15 protein-coding genes and 4 pseudogenes are annotated in these 19434 nt (G+C 37.9%); 15 read left to right on the top strand and 4 right to left on the bottom strand.

The annotated features are described in order from the left end of the window. Positions 1 to 28: 28 nt before the first annotated feature. On the bottom strand, positions 29 to 955 hold the full coding sequence (locus AACL31_RS20565) for a hypothetical protein (RefSeq protein ID WP_339053605.1): 927 nt from the start codon (positions 953 to 955) through the stop codon (positions 29 to 31). Between the two features lie 722 nt (positions 956 to 1677). Here AACL31_RS20565 and AACL31_RS20560 point away from each other — a divergent pair. The 3 genes and pseudogenes from AACL31_RS20560 to AACL31_RS20550 all read left to right on the top strand — a co-directional run bounded on the left by AACL31_RS20560 (position 1678) and on the right by AACL31_RS20550 (position 5793). Next, positions 1678 to 3014, top strand: a pseudogene (locus AACL31_RS20560) (NCS2 family permease). A gap of 241 nt (positions 3015 to 3255) precedes the next feature. Continuing rightward, a pseudogene (locus AACL31_RS20555) lies at positions 3256 to 4905 on the top strand (Na+/H+ antiporter). 18 nt (positions 4906 to 4923) lie between these two features. Then, positions 4924 to 5793, top strand: coding sequence for a carboxylate/amino acid/amine transporter (locus tag AACL31_RS20550; RefSeq protein ID WP_310512338.1), 870 nt, complete (start codon positions 4924 to 4926; stop codon positions 5791 to 5793). 87 nt (positions 5794 to 5880) lie between these two features. On the opposite strand, the gene AACL31_RS20545 is transcribed toward AACL31_RS20550, so the two are convergent. Beyond that, positions 5881 to 6273: a YidB family protein gene (locus AACL31_RS20545; protein WP_032116175.1), complete on the bottom strand. Its 393-nt coding sequence runs from the start codon at positions 6271 to 6273 to the stop codon at positions 5881 to 5883. Between the two features lie 352 nt (positions 6274 to 6625). On the opposite strand from AACL31_RS20545, the gene udp reads away from it, so the two are divergent. The 9 genes from udp (at position 6626) to tatC (ending at position 14588) form a co-directional block, all read left to right on the top strand. Further along, the gene (udp, locus tag AACL31_RS20540; protein ID WP_032116176.1) at positions 6626 to 7384 is read left to right on the top strand and encodes a uridine phosphorylase; all 759 of its coding nucleotides are present in this window, start codon (positions 6626 to 6628) and stop codon (positions 7382 to 7384) included. A gap of 378 nt (positions 7385 to 7762) precedes the next feature. Beyond that, positions 7763 to 8293, top strand: coding sequence for a DedA family protein (locus AACL31_RS20535; protein ID WP_339053604.1), 531 nt, complete (start codon positions 7763 to 7765; stop codon positions 8291 to 8293). A gap of 124 nt (positions 8294 to 8417) precedes the next feature. After that, positions 8418 to 9755 carry a DNA recombination protein RmuC gene (rmuC, locus tag AACL31_RS20530; protein WP_310512340.1) on the top strand — a complete coding sequence of 446 codons (1338 nt, stop codon included), beginning with the start codon at positions 8418 to 8420 and terminating at the stop codon, positions 9753 to 9755. An 88-nt stretch (positions 9756 to 9843) separates the two neighbouring features. Continuing rightward, a complete protein-coding gene (ubiE, locus tag AACL31_RS20525) occupies positions 9844 to 10599 on the top strand; it encodes a bifunctional demethylmenaquinone methyltransferase/2-methoxy-6-polyprenyl-1,4-benzoquinol methylase UbiE (protein WP_290606513.1) in 756 nt (251 codons plus the stop codon). A gap of 1 nt (position 10600) precedes the next feature. Next, positions 10601 to 11260 (top strand): ubiquinone biosynthesis accessory factor UbiJ, encoded by a 660-nt coding sequence (locus tag AACL31_RS20520; RefSeq protein ID WP_310509785.1) that lies wholly within the window; start codon positions 10601 to 10603, stop codon positions 11258 to 11260. Next, on the top strand, positions 11241 to 12878 hold the full coding sequence (gene ubiB, locus AACL31_RS20515; protein WP_310512341.1) for a ubiquinone biosynthesis regulatory protein kinase UbiB: 1638 nt from the start codon (positions 11241 to 11243) through the stop codon (positions 12876 to 12878). Before AACL31_RS20520 ends, ubiB begins: the two co-directional genes overlap by 20 nt. Positions 12879 to 12989: 111 nt before the next feature. Next, positions 12990 to 13283 carry a twin-arginine translocase TatA/TatE family subunit gene (gene tatA / locus AACL31_RS20510; protein ID WP_052044936.1) on the top strand — a complete coding sequence of 98 codons (294 nt, stop codon included), beginning with the start codon at positions 12990 to 12992 and terminating at the stop codon, positions 13281 to 13283. 9 nt (positions 13284 to 13292) lie between these two features. Continuing rightward, positions 13293 to 13820, top strand: coding sequence for a Sec-independent protein translocase protein TatB (gene tatB, locus AACL31_RS20505; protein ID WP_339053603.1), 528 nt, complete (start codon positions 13293 to 13295; stop codon positions 13818 to 13820). Positions 13821 to 13823: 3 nt separating this feature from the next. After that, entirely contained in the window at positions 13824 to 14588 is a 765-nt protein-coding gene (tatC, locus tag AACL31_RS20500; protein ID WP_310512343.1) for a Sec-independent protein translocase subunit TatC, read from the top strand. Between the two features lie 23 nt (positions 14589 to 14611). On the opposite strand, the pseudogene rfaH reads toward tatC, so the two are convergent. After that, positions 14612 to 15021, bottom strand: a pseudogene (gene rfaH / locus AACL31_RS20495) (transcription/translation regulatory transformer protein RfaH). A 134-nt stretch (positions 15022 to 15155) separates the two neighbouring features. On the opposite strand from rfaH, the gene pepE reads away from it, so the two are divergent. From pepE to fre, 3 genes are all read left to right on the top strand, one after another. Next, complete coding sequence (gene pepE / locus AACL31_RS20490; protein ID WP_310512344.1) at positions 15156 to 15881, top strand: dipeptidase PepE; 726 nt, start codon at positions 15156 to 15158, stop codon at positions 15879 to 15881. A gap of 117 nt (positions 15882 to 15998) precedes the next feature. Beyond that, a complete protein-coding gene (ubiD, locus tag AACL31_RS20485) occupies positions 15999 to 17471 on the top strand; it encodes a 4-hydroxy-3-polyprenylbenzoate decarboxylase (protein WP_310512345.1) in 1473 nt (490 codons plus the stop codon). A 10-nt stretch (positions 17472 to 17481) separates the two neighbouring features. Further along, positions 17482 to 18183 (top strand): NAD(P)H-flavin reductase, encoded by a 702-nt coding sequence (fre, locus tag AACL31_RS20480; RefSeq protein WP_310512346.1) that lies wholly within the window; start codon positions 17482 to 17484, stop codon positions 18181 to 18183. A gap of 75 nt (positions 18184 to 18258) precedes the next feature. Here fre and fadA read toward each other — a convergent pair. After that, positions 18259 to 19431 (bottom strand): annotated as a pseudogene (gene fadA / locus AACL31_RS20475) (acetyl-CoA C-acyltransferase FadA). Between the last annotated feature and the right edge of the window lie 3 nt (positions 19432 to 19434).

Here is a 19434-nt window from a genome sequence, read left to right as displayed (position 1 = left end):
GATAATATTTTAAATCAAATTTTAACTATCATGGCCAAAATAAATTTGGCCCAGGGGGCGGCGGTTCAATTTTCTGCATGATAAATTCAATACAATCTTTTGCATAATTTTGCAGTGCATCAGAAAGATCTTCTTGACTTAGTTTGGATAGATTACGAGGATCATTACCAAAATCAATGGGGTTGAATTTTCCTGTTTCACTATCCCACAAAATGTTATTTTTTTGTAAATCTGAGTGAAAAATATTTTTTTCTGTCAGCTCAGTTAACATATGATTAAATTTTTCAATTGCTTCTGCTGGAAATGAATCAACCTGACTTAATGGTTTCCCGGCAATTTTTTTCATCCTGACAAATAAATTCTGCTCATCATCGTGATAAATTTTGGCGGTGTTTTCACCATAGTAATGACAAAAAAATGCGATCGATTTTTCAATTGATTTAATATCACTGTCACTGTCACTGTCACTGTCACTGTCACTGTCACTGTCACTGTCACTGTCACTAATACTAACGATATCACTGTCACGTTGACAGTCATATTTTTCATAATATTTTTTTATCACATAATTTTCATCATGGTCTTGATAAACTTCACCGTCACAGCCTGCGTTGATAGTGTGATTAGCAAAATAACATAAGGTATGATAATTTCCGGCTTTATCTAAAACGCGAGTTTCAATGGGGGGTATTTCATATCGCTCCGCCCATAGTGGTATTTGCTCCCATTCAATGTAATGCCTGGCAAACTCCAATGGGCTATGAATACTGTTTGGCGGAAAGTCATATCTGGCGAGTAATTCTTGTGCCCAGCTTCTGTTTTCCACATTATCGATCCCACCTAAACTTTCAATAAGAAGATCTTCTGCTGTCAAATTTCTACTGGCAGATGTAGTGGGTAAATTTGTATAGTAATTAGTGTTTGTCGTGGTGTAACTGGCAGGTGGAGTAAGCATATATAATTAATCCTATTTGGAGTCTTTCAGTTGGATTTATAAAAATGCATATAATTGACAATGAAATTACTATAATTATTTTTTGTAAAATTAAAAATAATAAAAATGTAAATAAAAAAATATGATTTGTAAATTTCTCCCCAAATGTTTAGTTTTGCTTTATTTAAGGAATGGTCAACAATACCAAGCTCATTACAGTGATCACCAAGTGACGCTGATGATGGATTAATGTACAGCACATTTTGATAGTCCGTCTGTCGACAACACCATCACTTCATAATGTAGAAGGCATAGACTGGTGTTTATCTTTAAACAGCAGAAAAAAGTATGCTGGGATAGAAGCCTGATATAGCACATTTTATATTGATAAATAATATTTTTAATTACTCAATGTTGATTTCATTCAATAAAATCTTTTTGCCTGACAAAATAATATCATTATCTTATCTACAATAGGGTGCTACTTTTTGTTTCCTTATCATAAAAAATAAACAGAAAAATTGCCTGGTTTTTCATAACAATAAAATAGCGCTAATTATCTTTGTGGTGAAAAATGCTTGATTATTTGCTTAGGATCACCAGATAATTGCGTCTCTAAAATCTCTTTTTTTCTTTTTATGATGCCAAACGATTGCGTATAATTGCAATGGCTTATTTTTTTTGACGCAATCGTTTTCTTTCATAGTTGAAAGTTATCTTGAATTTCTAAACAGAGGATCAACATGTCTGCTAGGCAAACTCCTTCGAATTGCAAACTAAATCATTTTTTTAAAATACAGCAACGAGGCTCAACAATTCGTCGCGAGATTATTGCAGGTCTCACCACATTTTTGGCCATGGTTTACTCTGTTATTGTGGTACCTGGTATGTTAGGTCAAGCCGGTTTCCCACCCACAGCAGTTTTTGCCTGGTAGCAGGATTTGGCTCATTATTGATGGGGTTATGGGCTAATTTACCGATGGCTATCGGTTGTGCTATTTCATTAACCGCATTTACCGCATTTAGTCTGGTTCTTAGTCAGCAGGTGAGCATTCCTGTTGCTTTAGGTGCCGTTTTTTTAATGGGATGTTTATTTACTTTTATTTCCATTACTGGTGTACGTAGTTTTATTCTACGCAGTATGCCAAAAGGGATTACTCAGGGGACAGGAATTGGTATCGGGCTGTTTTTGCTTTTGATAGCCGCCAATGGTATTGGCTTGGTGGTAAAAAATGAGCAGGCCGGTTTGCCGGTTGCGCTTGGACAATTTACTTCTTTTCCTGTGATCATGTCACTGATTGGTTTGGCGGTTATTTTTGGTTTGGAAAGAAGAAAAACGCCAGGTGGGGTATTAATGGTGATCATTGTGATTTCTATTATTGGCTTAATTTTCGATCCGCAAGTGAAATACCAAGGTTTCTTTAAATTACCAACCCTGGGTGAAGACGGTTTATCGTTATTGTTTAGTATGGATATTGTTGGCGCATTACAGACAGTTGTTATACCCAGTTTATTTGCCTTGGTTATGACAGCTATTTTTGATGCCACAGGAACAATCCGTGCAGTAGCCGGTCAAGCTCAACTGTTGGACAAAAATGGTCAAATTATTGATGGTGGTAAAGCGTTAACCGCAGATTCAGTTAGCAGTGTTTTTGCCGGTGTCATTGGCGCTTCACCAGCAGCAGTTTACATTGAATCGGCAGCGGGTACGGCTGCGGGTGGCAAAACAGGATTAACTGCGGTAGTGGTTGGCTTGTTGTTTTTGGTAATTTTATTTTTGTCCCCTTTATCTTATTTAGTACCGTCTTATGCAACGGCCCCAGCATTGATGTATGTTGGTTTGTTAATGCTGAGTAATGTTGCTCAACTGGATTTTAATGACTTCATTGATGCCGTTTCCGGTTTACTGTGTGCAGTATTCATTGTCTTAACCTGTAATATTGTCACTGGTATCATGCTTGGTTTTACTGGCTTAGTGATTGGCCGCATTTGTGCCGGAGAGTGGCGTAAATTAAATATTGGTACCGTTCTGATCGCAATAATATTAGTCGCTTTTTACATTAGTGGCTTAGCTATTTAAGTTTATAGACGTTGATGTTAATTCCAACGTAAAATGGAATATAAAGTTAACTGATACGATTAATCTTAAAGTCAAAAATATTGTCACTGATAGTTTGTTGTTAAGGATAGAATATGGCGAAATATAGTAGTTTTACGACGGTTAGTTCATTTTTTCTCTAGCACAGTCTTATTTTATATCAATATCTGTTAAGCATAATACTTTGCTCGGCTTATAACCCAGACTTATAAGTAAGGATAATATGGAAATATTTTTTACCATCCTCATTTTGATTTTGGTGGTTTCAGTATCTGGCGTTATTACAAAAGTTATTCCGTTTCGTATACCGTTGCCTATTATGCAAATTGCGATAGGAGCATTGTTAGCGTGGCCGCATTTTGGTTTACATGTTGATTTTGATCCAGAGCTTTTTCTGGTTCTGTTGATTCCGCCGCTATTATTTGTTGATGGTTGGAAAACTCCAACACGTGAATTTTTTCAAAATGGACGTGAAATTTTTATCCTAGTTTTAGGCTTAGTATTGGTAACGGTAGTTGGAATAGGTTACGTGATCTATTGGCTGTTACCAGGTATCCCGCTTATTGCGGCTTTTGCATTGGCGGCAGTTCTTTCCCCTACTGATGCGGTGGCACTTTCCTCAATTGTCGGTCGAGGCCGAATACCGAAGCGGATGATGAGTGTGTTAGAGGGTGAAGCACTGATGAATGATGCCTCCGGCTTGGTGGCACTAAAATTTGCTGTCGCCATTGCTATGGGAACTATGATCTTTACTGTATCTGGTGTCACCCTTGAATTTTTTAAAGTTGCTGTCGGTGGTTTATTGATAGGCATTGCAGTGACTTGGATTTATAGCAAATCACTGCGCATTATGAGTCGCTGGAGTGGTGATGATCCGGCAACCCAGATGATCTTAATGTTATTATTACCTTTTGCCTCATATCTTATTGCTGAACATATTGGTTTTTCTGGTATTTTATCGGCTGTTGCTTCGGGCATGACCATCAGTAAAGCTGGGGTCATTCGCAATGCACCACTAGCCATGCGGTTAAGATCGGATAATGTTTGGTCGATGCTGGAGTTTGTTTTTAATGGCTTAGTTTTTATCATGCTTGGCTTACAGTTACCAGGTATCTGGGAAACCTCTGTTATTCAAGCTGAGCTTGATCCTAGTGTTGAAACTTGGATGCTATTTGTCGCCGTTTTCATTATTTATACCTCTTTATTATTGTTAAGGTTTAGTTGGTTATGGTTGATGAAGCGATTTAGTCGGTTGTTATTAAAAAAACGGCCGTTACAATTTGCTTCTTATACTTATCGTGAATTGTGGTTGGCATCATTTGCTGGAGTACGTGGAGCAATCACCTTGGCAGGTGTCCTTTCCATACCGCTATTTCTTACCGATGGTACCCCTTTTCCCGCTCGCTATCAGTTAGTTTTTATTGCCGCTGGGGTTATTATGCTATCGATTTTTATTGGCGTGCTTGCTTTACCGCTTTTATTGCATAACTTTAAAGTGGGTGACAAACTGGCAGATATTAATGAGATGCGAATGGCAAAAGCGGCGATGGCGGAAGTGGCTATTGTCAGCTTAAATAAAATGGAAGAGCGCCTTTCGGCCGATGCTTAAGAAGCGCTAGATCCTGACGTTATTAATGAAGTTGCTTCCCGTGTTACTGGTTATCTGCGTCGTAGAACCGCCGGTCAGGATGAAATGGAGCATAATTTGTTAATAGAAGATTTAGAGCGTCGTTTTCGTTTAACGGCGTTACGAGCCGAGCGGGCAGAGTTATATCACTTACGTGCAACGAAAGAGATCAGTAATGAAACCATGCGAACACTATTATTAGATCTTGATTTGATGGAAGCTTTGTTGATTGATAAAGAGCATTAATCTACTAAGAGACAGACCATGGGATTGTTAGTTATTACGACGCTGCTGTGGGCAGCGTCTTTTAGTTTAATCGGCGAATATTTAGCAGGACAAGTTGATAGTTGGTTTGCTGTTTTAGTCCGGGTTGCTCTGGCGACAATGGTTTTTTTACCTTTTCTACGCTGGCGTGGATTGTCGTTGAAAATTATTTTACTTTATATTCTAGTTGGTGCTTTTCAGTTAGGCATCATGTATCTATTTGTTTTTCAGGCATATAACTATCTTAGCGTCGTTGAATTTTTACTCTTTACAGTGTTAACCCCGCTTTATATAACGTTATTTTATGATCTATTGGAAAGGCAGCATCTACGCTGGGGATATTTGTTGAGTGCAATGCTGGCAGTGATTGGTGCTGCTATCATTCGTTATGATCATTTGAGCGGATCTTTTTGGCTAGGTTTACTTTATGTGCAATTGGCGAATATTTCCTTTACGATTGGCCAAGTGGGTTACAAAAGAATGATGGAAATTTATCCTATTCCACAGCGGCAAGCCTTTTCTTGGTTCTATATCGGAGCCTGTACTATAGCACTATTCGGTTGGATGATATTTGGTGATGTTAGTAAATTACCCACCACAAAAATACAGTGGGGTGTTTTAATTTGGTTGGGAGTCGGCGCTTCTGGTATTGGCTACTCTATGTGGAATTATGGCGCGACGCAGGTAGATGCTGGTACTTTGGCCATTATGAATAATATGTTGGTACCAGCCGGATTATTGGTCAATTTTGTTGTCTGGCAACAGCATCCCGATTGGCTTAGCTTTATTTTAGGTAGCAGTCTACTGTTGTTATCTCTTTGGGTACATCGGCATTGGCTCTATCGATCAACTTTAAGCAAGATAGATTGAACGCCAACAATTGGATCCAGAGTGACAGAAATGGTCGCCGCTAATTAAACGAAATTTGCCCATCGTAACAGGGATGGGCAATAATGATTAGCTACCAAAAAATTTATCTTTTAGTAGTTTAAGACCAATCGACGTTAAATCTAATTTTTCCGGTATTTTACCATCTGGGGTTGCTGTATTAACTAATTTAGGCAAATACTCTGCGATTAAGGAAGACGTTTGTTCTGAATTTAAACCGACTTTACTGGCTAAGGCAGAAATATTACTTGTACCAAATATTGAGCTAATTTGCTCCATACTTACGGGTAAGTTCTCCCCTGAGCCTATCCAGGATTGAATAATTCCACCAAATCCTTGTTGCTCAAATTTATTAATTAAGCCCCGAATGCCACCTTGTGTTTCAATCCAGCTTAAAATATTTTTATATTGATTAAATTTTTCACCACCAACCATATCGGTAAGTTGATCTAAAAATCCCATGATAACCCCCTTGCAACATCAAAATTGGTTAAACGATTGGTATCTTCCAACCTTTAAATTCAACAAGGTTAGAAATTATTAAAATCTTTGCTAGTCATACGTTAATAATAGTGAGTGATAAGCTAAAAATACAATAAAAGCCTTAAAAGATTTACCGGATCCTTTTAATTAATTAAGTGATTTTTATTTATTAAAAATACGATATGATCAAGCTAGCATAAATAATTTGATCATATTTTTGTGTAAAAGCAGCTTTTCATTATTGCTTTAAATGATCCCTATCATTAAAAGGTTATCATTTTATTATTAAATTAATGGATTAAATAAATTAAAAATACAGTATGGTGTAATTATGTCTGATGTTTTTCACTTAGGATTAACTAAAAATGACTTACAAGGTGCAACGCTTGCTATTGTGCCTGGCGATCCAAATCGGGTAGAAAAAATTGCCAAATTAATGGATAACCCGGTATATCTGGCTTCGTTACGTGAATTTACCTCATGGCGTGCTGAACTTAATGGTAAGTCGATTATTATTTGTTCAACCGGTATTGGTGGCCCCTCGACTTCTATTGCCGTTGAAGAATTAGCACAATTAGGCATACGTACTTTTCTTCGTATTGGTACTACCGGTGCAATTCAAAAAAATATCAATGTCGGTGATGTACTTATTACTACTGGTGCAGTACGTCTAGATGGTGCTAGCTTACATTTTGCGCCTTTAGAATATCCTGCGGTAGCTGATTTTAATTGTACCAATGCGCTTTATGATGCAGCTAAAGCAGCAGGGAGCACAACCCATGTTGGTATTACTGCGTCTTCGGATACTTTTTATCCTGGTCAGGAACGTTATGATACCTATAGTGGGCGCGTTGTTCGTCGTTTTCGCGGATCGATGGAAGAGTGGCAAAAAATGGGAGTGATTAATTATGAAATGGAGTCGGCCACTTTACTTACTATGTGTGCAAGCCAGGGATTATCAGCAGGTATGATAGCTGGCGTGATTGTTAACCGTACACAACAAGAAACGCCAGATGAAACATTATTACGCCAAACAGAAGGGAATGTTTTAGGGATCGTGGTTGATGCTGCTCGCCGGTTATTAAATTAAAAAGTTCTGCAGGTTTGGCTAATTTTTCGATAAAACGAGGATAACTAATTGTTATTTTTATGAAAATAGAGATAAATTTATTTTTTATATCTTTTTTATTTAATCGCTGTTTTTATTTGTCTTAAGTAATTCTAGTTTTATTTTTTTATCGAATGTATTTAGTAATTTTTATTTTGATAAATTAACGGATAATTTTTGTTATTTGGTATTTTTTAGTAAACTAATGAATGTTAATAGCCGGATAATAGCATAGAATAAAATAACTTAAATTTAACATTTTGTAAGTTAAATTTGCCGCATTATTATATTTTAATCTGACAATAATTTACATTATTGGCTGCATAATAACGAATATTTAACTGAAATAGGAATAATAAATTGACATTGTCAGAGATTATTAATGTTATTACCGAATTTGCTCACGACCATCAAATATTAGCTATCTTTATTGTTTTTATATTAGCTTTTGGCGAATCGTTAGCCTTCATTTCATTATTACTCCCTGCGACAGTGATTTTGCTTGGTTTAGGCGCATTAATTGGTGATAATGGGCTCACTTTTTTACCAATATGGTTAGCTGCTGCCTGTGGTGCTTTTTTGGGCGATTGGTTATCTTATTGGTTTGGCTTTCATTATAAGAACAGCGTACGCCATATGTGGCCAATTTCCCGTTGTCCTGAAGTGCTCGATCGAGGTCATCTTTTTTTTGAACGTTGGGGAGTATGGAGTGTTTTTATCGGCCGTTTTTTTGGTTCATTAAGGGCAGTAATTCCCTTGGTAGCGGGCATCTGTGCTATGCCTAAACATTATTTTCAACTCGCTAATTTACTTTCTGCTATGGTCTGGGCATTTGCTATTTTAGCGCCAGGGGCATTTGGTTTATCTTGGCTTGCTCAGTGGATGGGGTAAAATAGCCGTTAAATTTCATCCTGGTGCTATTTGTTGACCAAAATAAGCAAAATTTATTCTGGACATTTATACAGTATACCACTAAGTTACTTTATAAAATAAAGACTATTTTAAGGAAACCAAGGTGGATATTCAGTTATTATATGCAATTATTGGCTTTCTTACCGGCACACTCTTTGGTGGTAGTTTAATTTGGCTAATTATTGCGCAAAAAATGAATAAAAAAGAGTCTGAATTGCGAGATTTTTACAGTATCCAAGCTAGCTATGAGGAAAAAATTACCCATCTTGAATATTGGAAAATTGAGTGTGGGCACCGTGACCAAGAATTAAGGTCACAAAGGGAAATTAATCGTAATCAAGAAGTTGAACTACGTGAAGTCATGACACGGCTTGAAGAGACACGGCTGGCTTTTGAAGAGAAACAGCGGCTGTTACTCAATAGTGAACAGCGGTTAAATGTTCAATTTGAGAATTTAGCCAATCGTATTTTTGAACAAAATGAACGTCGAGCTTCTGAGCAGAACCGTCAAAGTTTAGTTGCACTGTTAACCCCTTTCCGCGAACAACTAGATGGTTTTCGCCGTCAGGTACATGACAGTTTTAGCCAGGAAGCGCGTGAGCGCCATACTCTAGCTCATGAAATTCGTCAGCTTCGGCAATTAAATGCAGAAATGGCAAAAGAAACGATTAATCTGACTAAAGCGTTAAAAGGAGATAATAAAATTCAGGGAAATTGGGGTGAGACAATTCTCTCTCGCATATTGGAAGCTTCTGGGCTAAGGCAGGGGCATGAATTTGAAACTCAAGTCAGTATTAATACCTCCAATAGTCGTTATCAACCTGATGTGATTATTCGTCTACCACAAGGTAAAGATGTTGTTATTGACGCCAAAATGTCATTGACAGCTTATGAGCACTATTTTAATAGCGAAGATGAGCAACAGCGGGCAACGGCATTACGAGGGCATGTTAATTCAGTACGCAATCATATAAAAGAACTTGGCCGAAAAGATTATCATCAATTAAATGGGTTAAGATCGCTGGATTATGTATTAATGTTTATTCCACTCGAACCGGCTTATTTGATTGCTTTACGCGAAGCGCCTGAACTTATTGACGAAGGTTTGCGGAATAATATTTTACTCGTTTGTCCTTCAACTTTATTGGTGGCAGTTCGTACAATTAATAATTTGTGGCGTTATGAACGACAGAGTCAAAATGCACAAGTAATTGCCGAGCGTGCTGCTAGAATGTATGACAAAATGCGGTTATTTGTCGATGATATACAGGTGTTAGGTCAGAGCTTGAACAAAGCACAGGTGAATTATCAATCGGCGATCAAAAAATTAGCGGAAGGAAAAGGTAATTTGATTAGCCAGGCGGAAAGTTTAAAAGAATTAGGAATAGAAGTTAAACGCCCGATTGATATTGAATTTAGCAAACAGACTGCTAAATCATAATTAAGAAGAATCGTTAGATCGTAAATAAGATCTTACAATAAACATGATTACAATTTCGATTATTTTAATGATTAAATGAGCGCAAATTATGGTAGATCCAATTAAAGAAAGCACTGATTTTGGCTTTCGCAAAGTAGCCAAGGATGAGAAAGCGGATTTGGTTGCTGCTGTTTTTCATTCGGTGGCTGCCAAATATGATCTTATGAACGATCTGATGTCATTAGGGATCCATCGAATCTGGAAACGTTTTACGATAGAAGCCAGTGGTGCACGCCGTGGGCAACATATTTTAGATCTTGCTGGTGGCACTGGAGACTTGACCGCTAAATTTGCCAAAATAGTTGGCGAAAAAGGTGAGGTTATTCTGGCTGATATCAACGATTCTATGCTGAAAATGGGGCGCGAAAAGCTCCGCGATCGCGGTATTGTTGGTAATGTTAATTATGTTCAGGCTAATGCTGAAGAACTACCTTTTCCTGATAACTACTTCGATTGTATAAGTATTTCTTTTGGCCTGCGCAACGTTACTGATAAAGATAAAGCGCTTAAATCAATGTTTAGGGTGTTAAAACCTGGTGGTCGTTTATTAGTATTAGAATTTTCAAAACCGATTTTTTCAGCATTAACTAAAGCTTATGATGCCTACTCTTTTCATATTTTGCCACGAGTTGGTCAAATGATAGTCAAAGATGCTGATAGCTATCGCTATCTGGCTGAATCTATTCGCATGCATCCGGATCAGGACACTTTAAAAGCAATGATGGAGTTAGTCGGTTTTGAACAAGTTTCTTATACCAATATGAGCGGTGGAATTGTGGCCCTACACAGAGGGTTCAAATTTTAAGATGGATACCCCGTCAACCAAAAGCTATTCAAAAATCCCGCTATTACATGCCGGAATTGCTTCCTTTTTACAGCTTATGTTGAATAGATTTTTTTATCAGGAAGTGGCGTTGAAATCAGCCAGAGTAAGGTTGGTTGGCAAAGTGTTGGCGATTGATTTAAAAGAATTATCTCAACCATTGATATTTATATTCTCTGAGCAACGAGTTGATGTAGTAAACCAGTGGCCAACACCGGCAGATTGCGTGATAAAAACCGCGTTAGTGACCTTGAGGCATCTTAAAGATAAACAGCAACTTTCGACTCTGATCAACGACGGTAGGGTTGTTATAGAGGGTGATATGCAAGTTGTGCAGCATTGGTCTGCATTACTAGATGCGACTGAATGGGATCCTGCTCATTATCTTGCTCCTTATGTCGGTGATGTTGTTGCCGAAGGGGTGAGTTGTTGGGTTAAAAAAGGTATAGTTGGAATAAATGGGTTGCTAAAGCAACAAAAAAAACAGTTTAAAAATGTATTGGTGGAAGAATGGCGAATGTCTCCTAATACATTGGAAGTGCTAAGTTTTGCTGATAAGGTTGAGAAGGTGGTGGCAGATATTTCAGCACTGGAACAACGTTTAGCTAAATTGGAGGAAAAATATGAGACCAGGAGAAATTAAACGTCTCTATTTTATCGTTCGAGTATTTCTAAATTATGGTTTAGATGAACTCATTCCCAAAATTAAATTTACTTTACCCTTAAGGATTGGACGCCGTTGTTTTTTTTGGTTATCAAATAAGCATAAAGACAAACCCCTTGGTGAACGTTTACGTTTAGCTCTACAAGATTTAGGCCCGGTTTGGATTAAGTTTGGTCAGATGTTATCTACCCATCGCGATCTTTTTCCAACGATAATTTCTGATCAGTTAGCATTATTACAAGATAAAGTGGCCAGTTTTGATGGCCGATTGGCTCGCCAACATATAGAACAGTCATTAGGTGGTTCACTTGAAACCTGGTTTGATGATTTTGATGAGGTGCCCTTAGCCTCGGCATCGATTGCTCAAGTGCATACTGCAAAATTAAAACAAAATAATAAACAAATTGTAATTAAGGTTATTCGCCCAGATATATTGCCGGTTATTAAAGCCGATATAGGCTTGATGTATCGGCTGGCTAATTGGCTCCCTCTTTTCCCGGATGGACGACGTTTACGTCCACGAGAAGTTGTTCGAGAGTATGAAAAAACATTAATTGATGAATTAAATTTGTTGCGTGAGGCGGCGAATACTCTCCAATTAAGGCGTAATTTTGAAAATAGCTCCATGCTTTATATTCCTGAAGTCTATTCAGACTACTGTCGGGAAAATGTGATGGTTATGGAGCGTATTTATGGTATTCCAGTTTCTGATATTAACGCGTTAAAGAAACAGGGAATTAATATGAAGTTATTAGCTGAACGCGGAGTAAAAGTCTTTTTTACCCAAGTTTTTCGCGATAGCTTTTTTCATGCTGATATGCATCCTGGTAATATTTTTATTAGTCGAGAACATCCTGAAGATCCGCAATATATTGGTATTGATTGTGGTATCGTCGGTTCGCTGAATAAAGAAGATAAACGTTATTTGGCAGAAAATTTTATCGCCTTTTTTAATCGTGATTACCGTAAGGTAGCTGAATTACATGTTGATTCGGGATGGGTACCACCAGATACTAATGTAGAAGATTTTGAATTTGCCATTCGAACCGTTTGTGAGCCAATTTTTGAGAAACCGCTAGCTGAAATTTCTTTTGGTCATGTTTTATTCAATTTATTCAATACCGCCCGTCGTTTTAATATGGAGGTTCAGCCTCAGTTAGTATTACTTCAAAAGACTTTGCTCTATATTGAAGGATTGGGAAGGCAGCTTTATCCTCAACTAGATTTGTGGAAAACAGCTAAACCTTTTCTTGAAGATTGGCTACATCGACAAATGGGTTTAGCCGCGATTATTAGTGCGTTTAAGGAAAAAGCACCTTATTGGGCAGAAAAAATGCCAGAAATTCCCGATCTTATTTACGGAGCGCTTAAGCAGCATAAATATTTACAAGATAGTATCGATAAATTCACAGTCCAGCTACAAGGGCGACAAGTAAAGCAAAGACAAGGCCAATATTTACTAGGAATTGGAGCAACTTGCTTGTTATGTGGTACTTTATTGCAGATTTTCGATTCAAAAATTGCTGCTATTGGGTTTATATCTTTCGGTATAATTTCATGGGCTATAGGATGGTATCGAACAGGTAAAATTGGCTAAAGTTCGTCTTTAAACACATTTATCTTAGGCTCTGCATGTTTCTTAGATAAAGTTAGTTGTATATAATATGGTTATACATAGTTGAACCTAATTTCGTAGAGGTATATATCAATGGGAACAACAATTGCTATGGCTACATTTGGTAGTCCCGGTCAGCTTCTTATTATTGCTTTACTGGTTGTTTTAATTTTTGGTACTAAGAAGTTACGCTCACTCGGCTCAGATTTGGGGGAGTCATTGAAAAACTTCAAAAAAGCGATGAGTGATGATCACAGTAAAACTGATGATAGTAACAAAGCAGAAAAACAGCATACTGATGCTGATTTTGAACCCAAAAATATTACTGAGAAAACAACAACAAGTCAGACAAAAGAAACGGCTGAAAGTAAAAAAAATAAAGAGTAGGTATAAACCGTGCTTGATATTGGTTTTAGTGAACTGTTATTGGTTATGATTATTGGCCTAGTGGTTCTTGGTCCGGAGCGTTTGCCGATAGCCGTCAAAACGGTTGCCGGTTGGATACGTGCGTTGCGTTCATTGGTTGCTAACGTTCAGCATGAACTCTCACAAGAGTTAAAATTGCAGGAAACCTTGAGGAAGGCAGAAGAAAAAGCACAATTACAGACCCTTTCACCGGAACTTAAACAATCGATGGAAGAATTGAGAGAATCTACTGAGCTATTAAAGAAAAATTATCAATCATCGAACAGTCGTATCGAAGAAGAATTGGCTAAAGTAAAAGCATTTACTAGCGATCTTGATGAAAATAGCACAGCTAAAATAGATGAAGAAATACCGATAACAACCAATAAACAATCTCAGCCAGCACAGACTGATCAGTTGGTAACCGCGTCAGATAGTCCTACTAAAAGTAAAAATACGCTCAAATCTCCAGCAAAGAAAGTAAAAAAGCGCTCTGATCAAACTAACGGTGAAAATTAGTCTATGTCTATCGATGATCCTCAACCACTTATTAGCCATTTAATTGAATTACGTAGACGCATTCTTTATAGCTTATTTACAGTTGCAGTGGTTTTTCTAGCTCTGGTCTATTTTTCCAATGATATCTATCATTTGGTTGCTGCACCCTTGATTGAACAGCTCCCCGTCGGTTCTCGCATGAGTGCGACTGATGTGGCATCAACTTTTTTTACCCCGATTAAACTGACGTTTATGGTGGCGGTATTTATTTCTATTCCAGTGATCTTATATCAGTTATGGGCTTTTATCGCTCCTGCCCTTTATAAGCATGAGCGGCGCTTGATGTTGCCTTTACTGGTCTCCAGTAGTGTACTTTTTTACCTGGGGATGCTTTTTGCCTATTTTGTTGTTTTTCCTTTAGCATTTGGTTTTTTTGTAAAAACCACACCAGAAAGTGTGAATTTCATTCCTGATATTAGTAAATATCTCAGCTTTGTTATGACACTTTTTATGGCTTTTGGTGCGGCGTTTGAAGTTCCAGTTGCTATTATTCTACTTTGCTGGACAGGCGTTACGACGCCCGATTCTTTAAAACGTAAGCGTCCTTATATTATTGTGGGTACTTTTATTGTAGGTATGTTTTTGACACCACCAGATGTGTTTTCTCAGACCCTATTGGCGGTACCAATGTATTTATTATTTGAATTGGGCTTGTTGTTGTCACAATTTTATGTTGGTAAGGGCCGCAAAGCAGCAGATGATAAAAATTCGAATGAAATAATAGAATAAAACGCTATTTTTTTTAATTACAATCAATCACTTTTCTTAAATTGTTTATTATCTATTAGCTTAGCTACATTTTGATTAAGGATATTAAAAAGAATAACTGAACGATTTTCACCATCAGGTTCTGAACTTGTTTAGATGCGGATTTTAGTTCATTAATAATATTATCTGGTACGATCACAGGATAGAGGCCAAATCGAATAAAATGGCTAACCCCTCTAGTTGAACGTATCGTTGTGGTATGGATTTCTTCAGGATTAAATTTAACGAAAAGGTAGTTTGGAAATAATGCTTCAGTAATTGTGATGCGTTTGCCTCGCACCATTTTTTGTATTTGAGCTTCTGGCGTTAAGCAGATAACATGCTGTCTTTTTAGATTTTCTATTGCTCGCTCTATTTGCCCGCGTTTACAGTAAAGAAGATACCAATTTTCCATGTTATGGCTCAAAAATAAAATTACACTTTATCATTATATCAAATTATAAATTATTAAGATATGTCGCCAGAACCAGCATGATTAATTCTTTATGATTCAATTAATATAGTTTTATATGATGATCTTAGGGATAGATGGATATTTTTCTTCTTAGCAATGGTCGATTAACTACGAATTCTCAATGGCTAAATTATGTAACATCACGTTTAAAAGAGATGTTTCAACGTCGTCAGATCCGTAAAGCAGTATTAGTTCCTTATGCTGTCTTACGCGGTGATCATAATCAACGTGCGGCTGAGCTTAGTCAATCATTAGGTATTGAAGTGGTTTCGATTGAACACTTTGAGTCGCCTGTAGAGGCGATTGAGTCAGCGGAGTGTATTTTAGTTAGTGGAGGAAATACTTGGTGGCTAAATAAATGCCTGCATGAAAATGGATTGATCGTAGCTATTCAACGTGCTGTTTTTGAACGTAATATTCCCTATATTGGCTGGAGTGCAGGATGCAATGTCGCCACTCCTAGTATAAGAACCACCAATGATATGCCTGTAACTAATGTAGTTGTAATGCCTTCCTTGGGGCTATTTCCAATACAAATTAATCCGCACTATATTGATAGTCATATTAGTGGGCATATGGGAGAAACTCGTGATGATCGTATTGCTGAGTTTTGTGTGATCAATCCCCATGAAATTGTTATTGCCTTACGTGAAGGTAGTGGCTTACAGATTAAAGATAATGAACTACATTATTTTAGTGGCAAAAATGAAGGATTTAAGATTTTTCAGTATAACCAACATTTTCCAGAGCAATTTGATACAAAAATATTAAAAAAATGGGTTCCTTATCAATGTATTTAATTGCATTGTAATTAATTCAAAATATTCACTAATTTGAACAGACTGAACCTTTATTGGTAACCTGCATGGAACAATTTATAATGAAGCTCCAGCAAATTAAAAAGTAGAAAATATATAATGAAATACCGTGATCTGAGAGATTTCATATCATTATTAGAACAAAAAAAAGAACTGAAGCGTATCAGCTATGAAGTCGATCCTTATTTAGAAATGACAGAAATAGCAGATAGAACTCTGCGGGCCGGTGGGCCTGCACTGTTATTTGAAAACCCTAAAGGTTTTTCTATGCCAGTTCTGTGTAATTTGTTTGGGACCGTTGAACGCGTTGCGATGGGGATGGGGCAAGAAAATATCCAAGCATTGCATGAAGTTGGCAAATTATTGGCGTTTCTTAAAGAACCGGATCCACCTAAGGGATTCGCTGATTTAATCGACAAGTTACCAAAATTTAAGCAAGTTCTTAATATGCCAACCAAAAGGTTAAAGTCGGCAGCCTGTCAAGAACAGATTTGGCAAGGTGACGATGTTGATCTATTTCGTATTCCCATAATGCATTGTTGGCCAGAAGATGTCGCACCACTTATAACATGGGGATTGACGGTTACTCGAGGGCCTCATAAGACACGGCAAAATCTAGGTATCTATCGGCAACAACTATTAACTAAAAATAAGTTGATTATGCGTTGGTTATCTCACCGGGGTGGGGCATTGGATTTTCAAGAATGGTGTAATAAATATCCCGCTAAACCTTTTCCTGTCGCAGTAGCTTTAGGGGCTGATCCTGCTACTATTCTAGCCGCGGTGACACCTATTCCGGATACGCTTTCAGAATATGCATTTGCGGGATTATTACGCGGACACCGTTCAACGGTTGTAAAATGTATATCTAATGAGCTTGAGGTACCGGCGGGTGCAGAAATTATTCTGGAAGGCTATATTGATCCTGAAGAATTTGCACCGGAAGGGCCTTATGGTGATCACACTGGTTATTATAATGAAGTCGATAAATTTCCGGTATTTACCGTTACGCATATTACTCAACGTAGTGATGCGATTTATCATTCAACTTACACCGGCCGGCCCCCTGATGAGCCCGCCGTTTTGGGTGCTACACTAAATGAGGTTTTAGTCCCTATATTACAAAAACAGTTTCCAGAAATTGTTGATTTTTATTTACCTCCTGAGGGCTGTTCTTATCGGCTTGCCGTGGTAACAATAAAGAAACAATATGCTGGGCATGCTAAGCGCGTTATGATGGGGGTTTGGTCTTATTTACGGCAATTTATGTATACAAAATTTGTCATTGTCTGTGATGAAGATATTAATACACGTGACTGGAATGATGTTATCTGGGCAATAACAACCAGAATGGATCCAGCACGAGATACCGTTATGATGGAAAATACCCCGATCGATTATCTTGATTTTGCGTCACCTATCTCAGGTTTAGGTTCAAAAATGGGACTTGATGCAACCAATAAATGGCCGGGTGAAACACAACGAGAGTGGGGTCGTCCAATTGTTATGACAGAAAAAATAAAAAAACGGATAGATGACATTTGGCATGAATTGGATATTTTTAAATTATGAGAGGATGTGAATGTCGACATTAAGTTGTAAGGTAGTTTCTATAGAATCTATCACTGATACGGTCTATCGCGTTCGCTTATTACCTGATGGTCAATTTTCCTTTCGTGCCGGTCAATATTTAATGGTCATTATGGATGAGCGTGATAAGCGTCTATTTTCCTTGGCTTCAATTCCTTCAGAAAAAAAACTAATTGAGCTTCATATCGGGGCGTCAGAGTTTAATCTTTATGCCATGGCGGTGATGGAGCGTATTTTTGCGCAAAATAGTATCAATATTGATATTCCTCATGGTAAAGCTTGGTTTCGCCAGGGAAGTAAAAAACCAATAATTCTTATTGCCGGGGGAACAGGATTTTCTTATACCCGCTCTATTTTATATGCTGCATTGGAAGAAAACCCTGACAGAGATATTACCTTCTATTGGGGAGGACGAAGATTAGAGCACCTTTATGATTTGGGTGAATTGCAGTCTCTTTCAGAGCAATATCGCAACATAAAAATTATTCCTGTTGTTGAACAACCTGAATCAGATTGGCGAGGACGGACAGGTACGGTTTTGAGTGCTGTGCTGGATGACTTTGGTTCTCTTACAAAATATGAAATTTACATTGCCGGGCGTTTTGAAATGGCAAAAATTGCGAGGGAACGTTTTTGTAGTGAAAGAGGGATCAGCCCTGAATATCTTTATGGTGATGCATTCGAATTTATCTAAATATAATAACAAAACAAAAAAAAACGCCCTTCTGGGCGGGAAAATAGCAACAACATACCATAAAGCGTAGACTAGTTATTTAATCCGCTCAACAAGTGTAGCGATGCCTTGTCCAAAACCAATACACATAGTAGCTAAACCAAACTGAGCATCTTTCCGTTCCATAATATTTAGTAAAGAAGTGATGATCCGCGCACCAGAGCACCCTAAAGGGTGACCTAAGGTAATCGCGCCACCATGCAGGTTAACTTTTTCTTCCATTTTATCGATAAGCTGTAAATCTTTTAAACAAGCCAGAGCTTGTGCAGCAAAAGCTTCGTTAATTTCAAAAACATCTATATCTTGGAGAGTTAAATTAGCCCGTTGTAATGCAATTTTAGTTGCAGGAACAGGTCCATATCCCATAATGGCGGGATCGCAACCAATAACGGACATAGATCGAATTTTAGCTCTTACTCTTAATTCATGTGTTTTAGCATATTTTTCACTGGTAACAAGTATGGCGGCTGCACCATCTGATAGCGCCGATGAATTTCCGGCGGTAACTGAGCCTGAAATAGGATCAAAGACCGGAGGTAAAGCCGTCAGGCTGGCTAAATTTGCATCAAATCGAATCACCTCATCTTGCTTGATGGCAACCAGATTGCCGTCAATATCATGGCCGGCAGTTGCTATGATTTCATTATTAAACCATCCATGATGAGTTGCCTCAGCTGCCTTTTGATGAGAACGTAAAGCAAATTCATCTTGTTCAGTGCGACTGATTTGATTTTGTCTGGCGAGCATCTCGGCAGTTAATCCCATTGCAGCTGAAGCGGTAGAAATATGAATAGCAAGTTTACGATTGATATCGATGCCGTGGGTCATAGGAACATGTCCCATATGTTCGACACCACCGACCAACACAACATTGGCATCACCTGACATAATAAATCGGGCGGCATCATGTAATGCTTGCATAGAAGAACCGCACAGCCGATTAACCGTTACGGCGGGTACAGTATGGGGAATATCTGTTAATAGCGCAGCATTACGAGCAATATTAAATCCTTGCTCTAAGGTTTGTTGTACTCACCCCCAGATAATATCGTCAATATCATTTTTATTGTTATTGAGGGCAGGATTACGGCTTAGTAATTGCGTCATTAAATGGGCGGACAACTCTTCTGCTCTGACCTGGCGAAAAGCCCCACCTTTCGAGCGCCCCATTGGGGTGCGTATGCTATCAATAATTACAACATTTTCCATGAT

It is taken from the genome of Arsenophonus endosymbiont of Crataerina pallida, assembly GCF_964020125.1.
In the GTDB taxonomy this organism is placed as follows: Bacteria; Pseudomonadota; Gammaproteobacteria; order Enterobacterales; family Enterobacteriaceae; genus Arsenophonus; species Arsenophonus nilaparvatae.
Note: the sequence above shows the minus strand (reverse complement) of the source record. Positions and strands in the feature narration are given on the sequence as shown.

Coding starts and splice junctions, on each gene's coding strand:
- udp (WP_032116176.1), top strand. CDS start 6,626: ATGTCTGATGTTTTTCACTTAGGATTAACTAAAAATGACTTACAAGGT.
- AACL31_RS20545 (WP_032116175.1), bottom strand. CDS start 6,273: ATGGGATTTTTAGATCAACTTACCGATATGGTTGGTGGTGAAAAATTT.
- fre (WP_310512346.1), top strand. CDS start 17,482: ATGTCGACATTAAGTTGTAAGGTAGTTTCTATAGAATCTATCACTGAT.
- ubiE (WP_290606513.1), top strand. CDS start 9,844: ATGGTAGATCCAATTAAAGAAAGCACTGATTTTGGCTTTCGCAAAGTA.
- AACL31_RS20550 (WP_310512338.1), top strand. CDS start 4,924: ATGGGATTGTTAGTTATTACGACGCTGCTGTGGGCAGCGTCTTTTAGT.
- ubiD (WP_310512345.1), top strand. CDS start 15,999: ATGAAATACCGTGATCTGAGAGATTTCATATCATTATTAGAACAAAAA.
- tatA (WP_052044936.1), top strand. CDS start 12,990: ATGGGAACAACAATTGCTATGGCTACATTTGGTAGTCCCGGTCAGCTT.
- AACL31_RS20565 (WP_339053605.1), bottom strand. CDS start 955: ATGCTTACTCCACCTGCCAGTTACACCACGACAAACACTAATTACTAT.
- AACL31_RS20520 (WP_310509785.1), top strand. CDS start 10,601: ATGGATACCCCGTCAACCAAAAGCTATTCAAAAATCCCGCTATTACAT.
- pepE (WP_310512344.1), top strand. CDS start 15,156: ATGGATATTTTTCTTCTTAGCAATGGTCGATTAACTACGAATTCTCAA.
- ubiB (WP_310512341.1), top strand. CDS start 11,241: ATGAGACCAGGAGAAATTAAACGTCTCTATTTTATCGTTCGAGTATTT.
- tatC (WP_310512343.1), top strand. CDS start 13,824: ATGTCTATCGATGATCCTCAACCACTTATTAGCCATTTAATTGAATTA.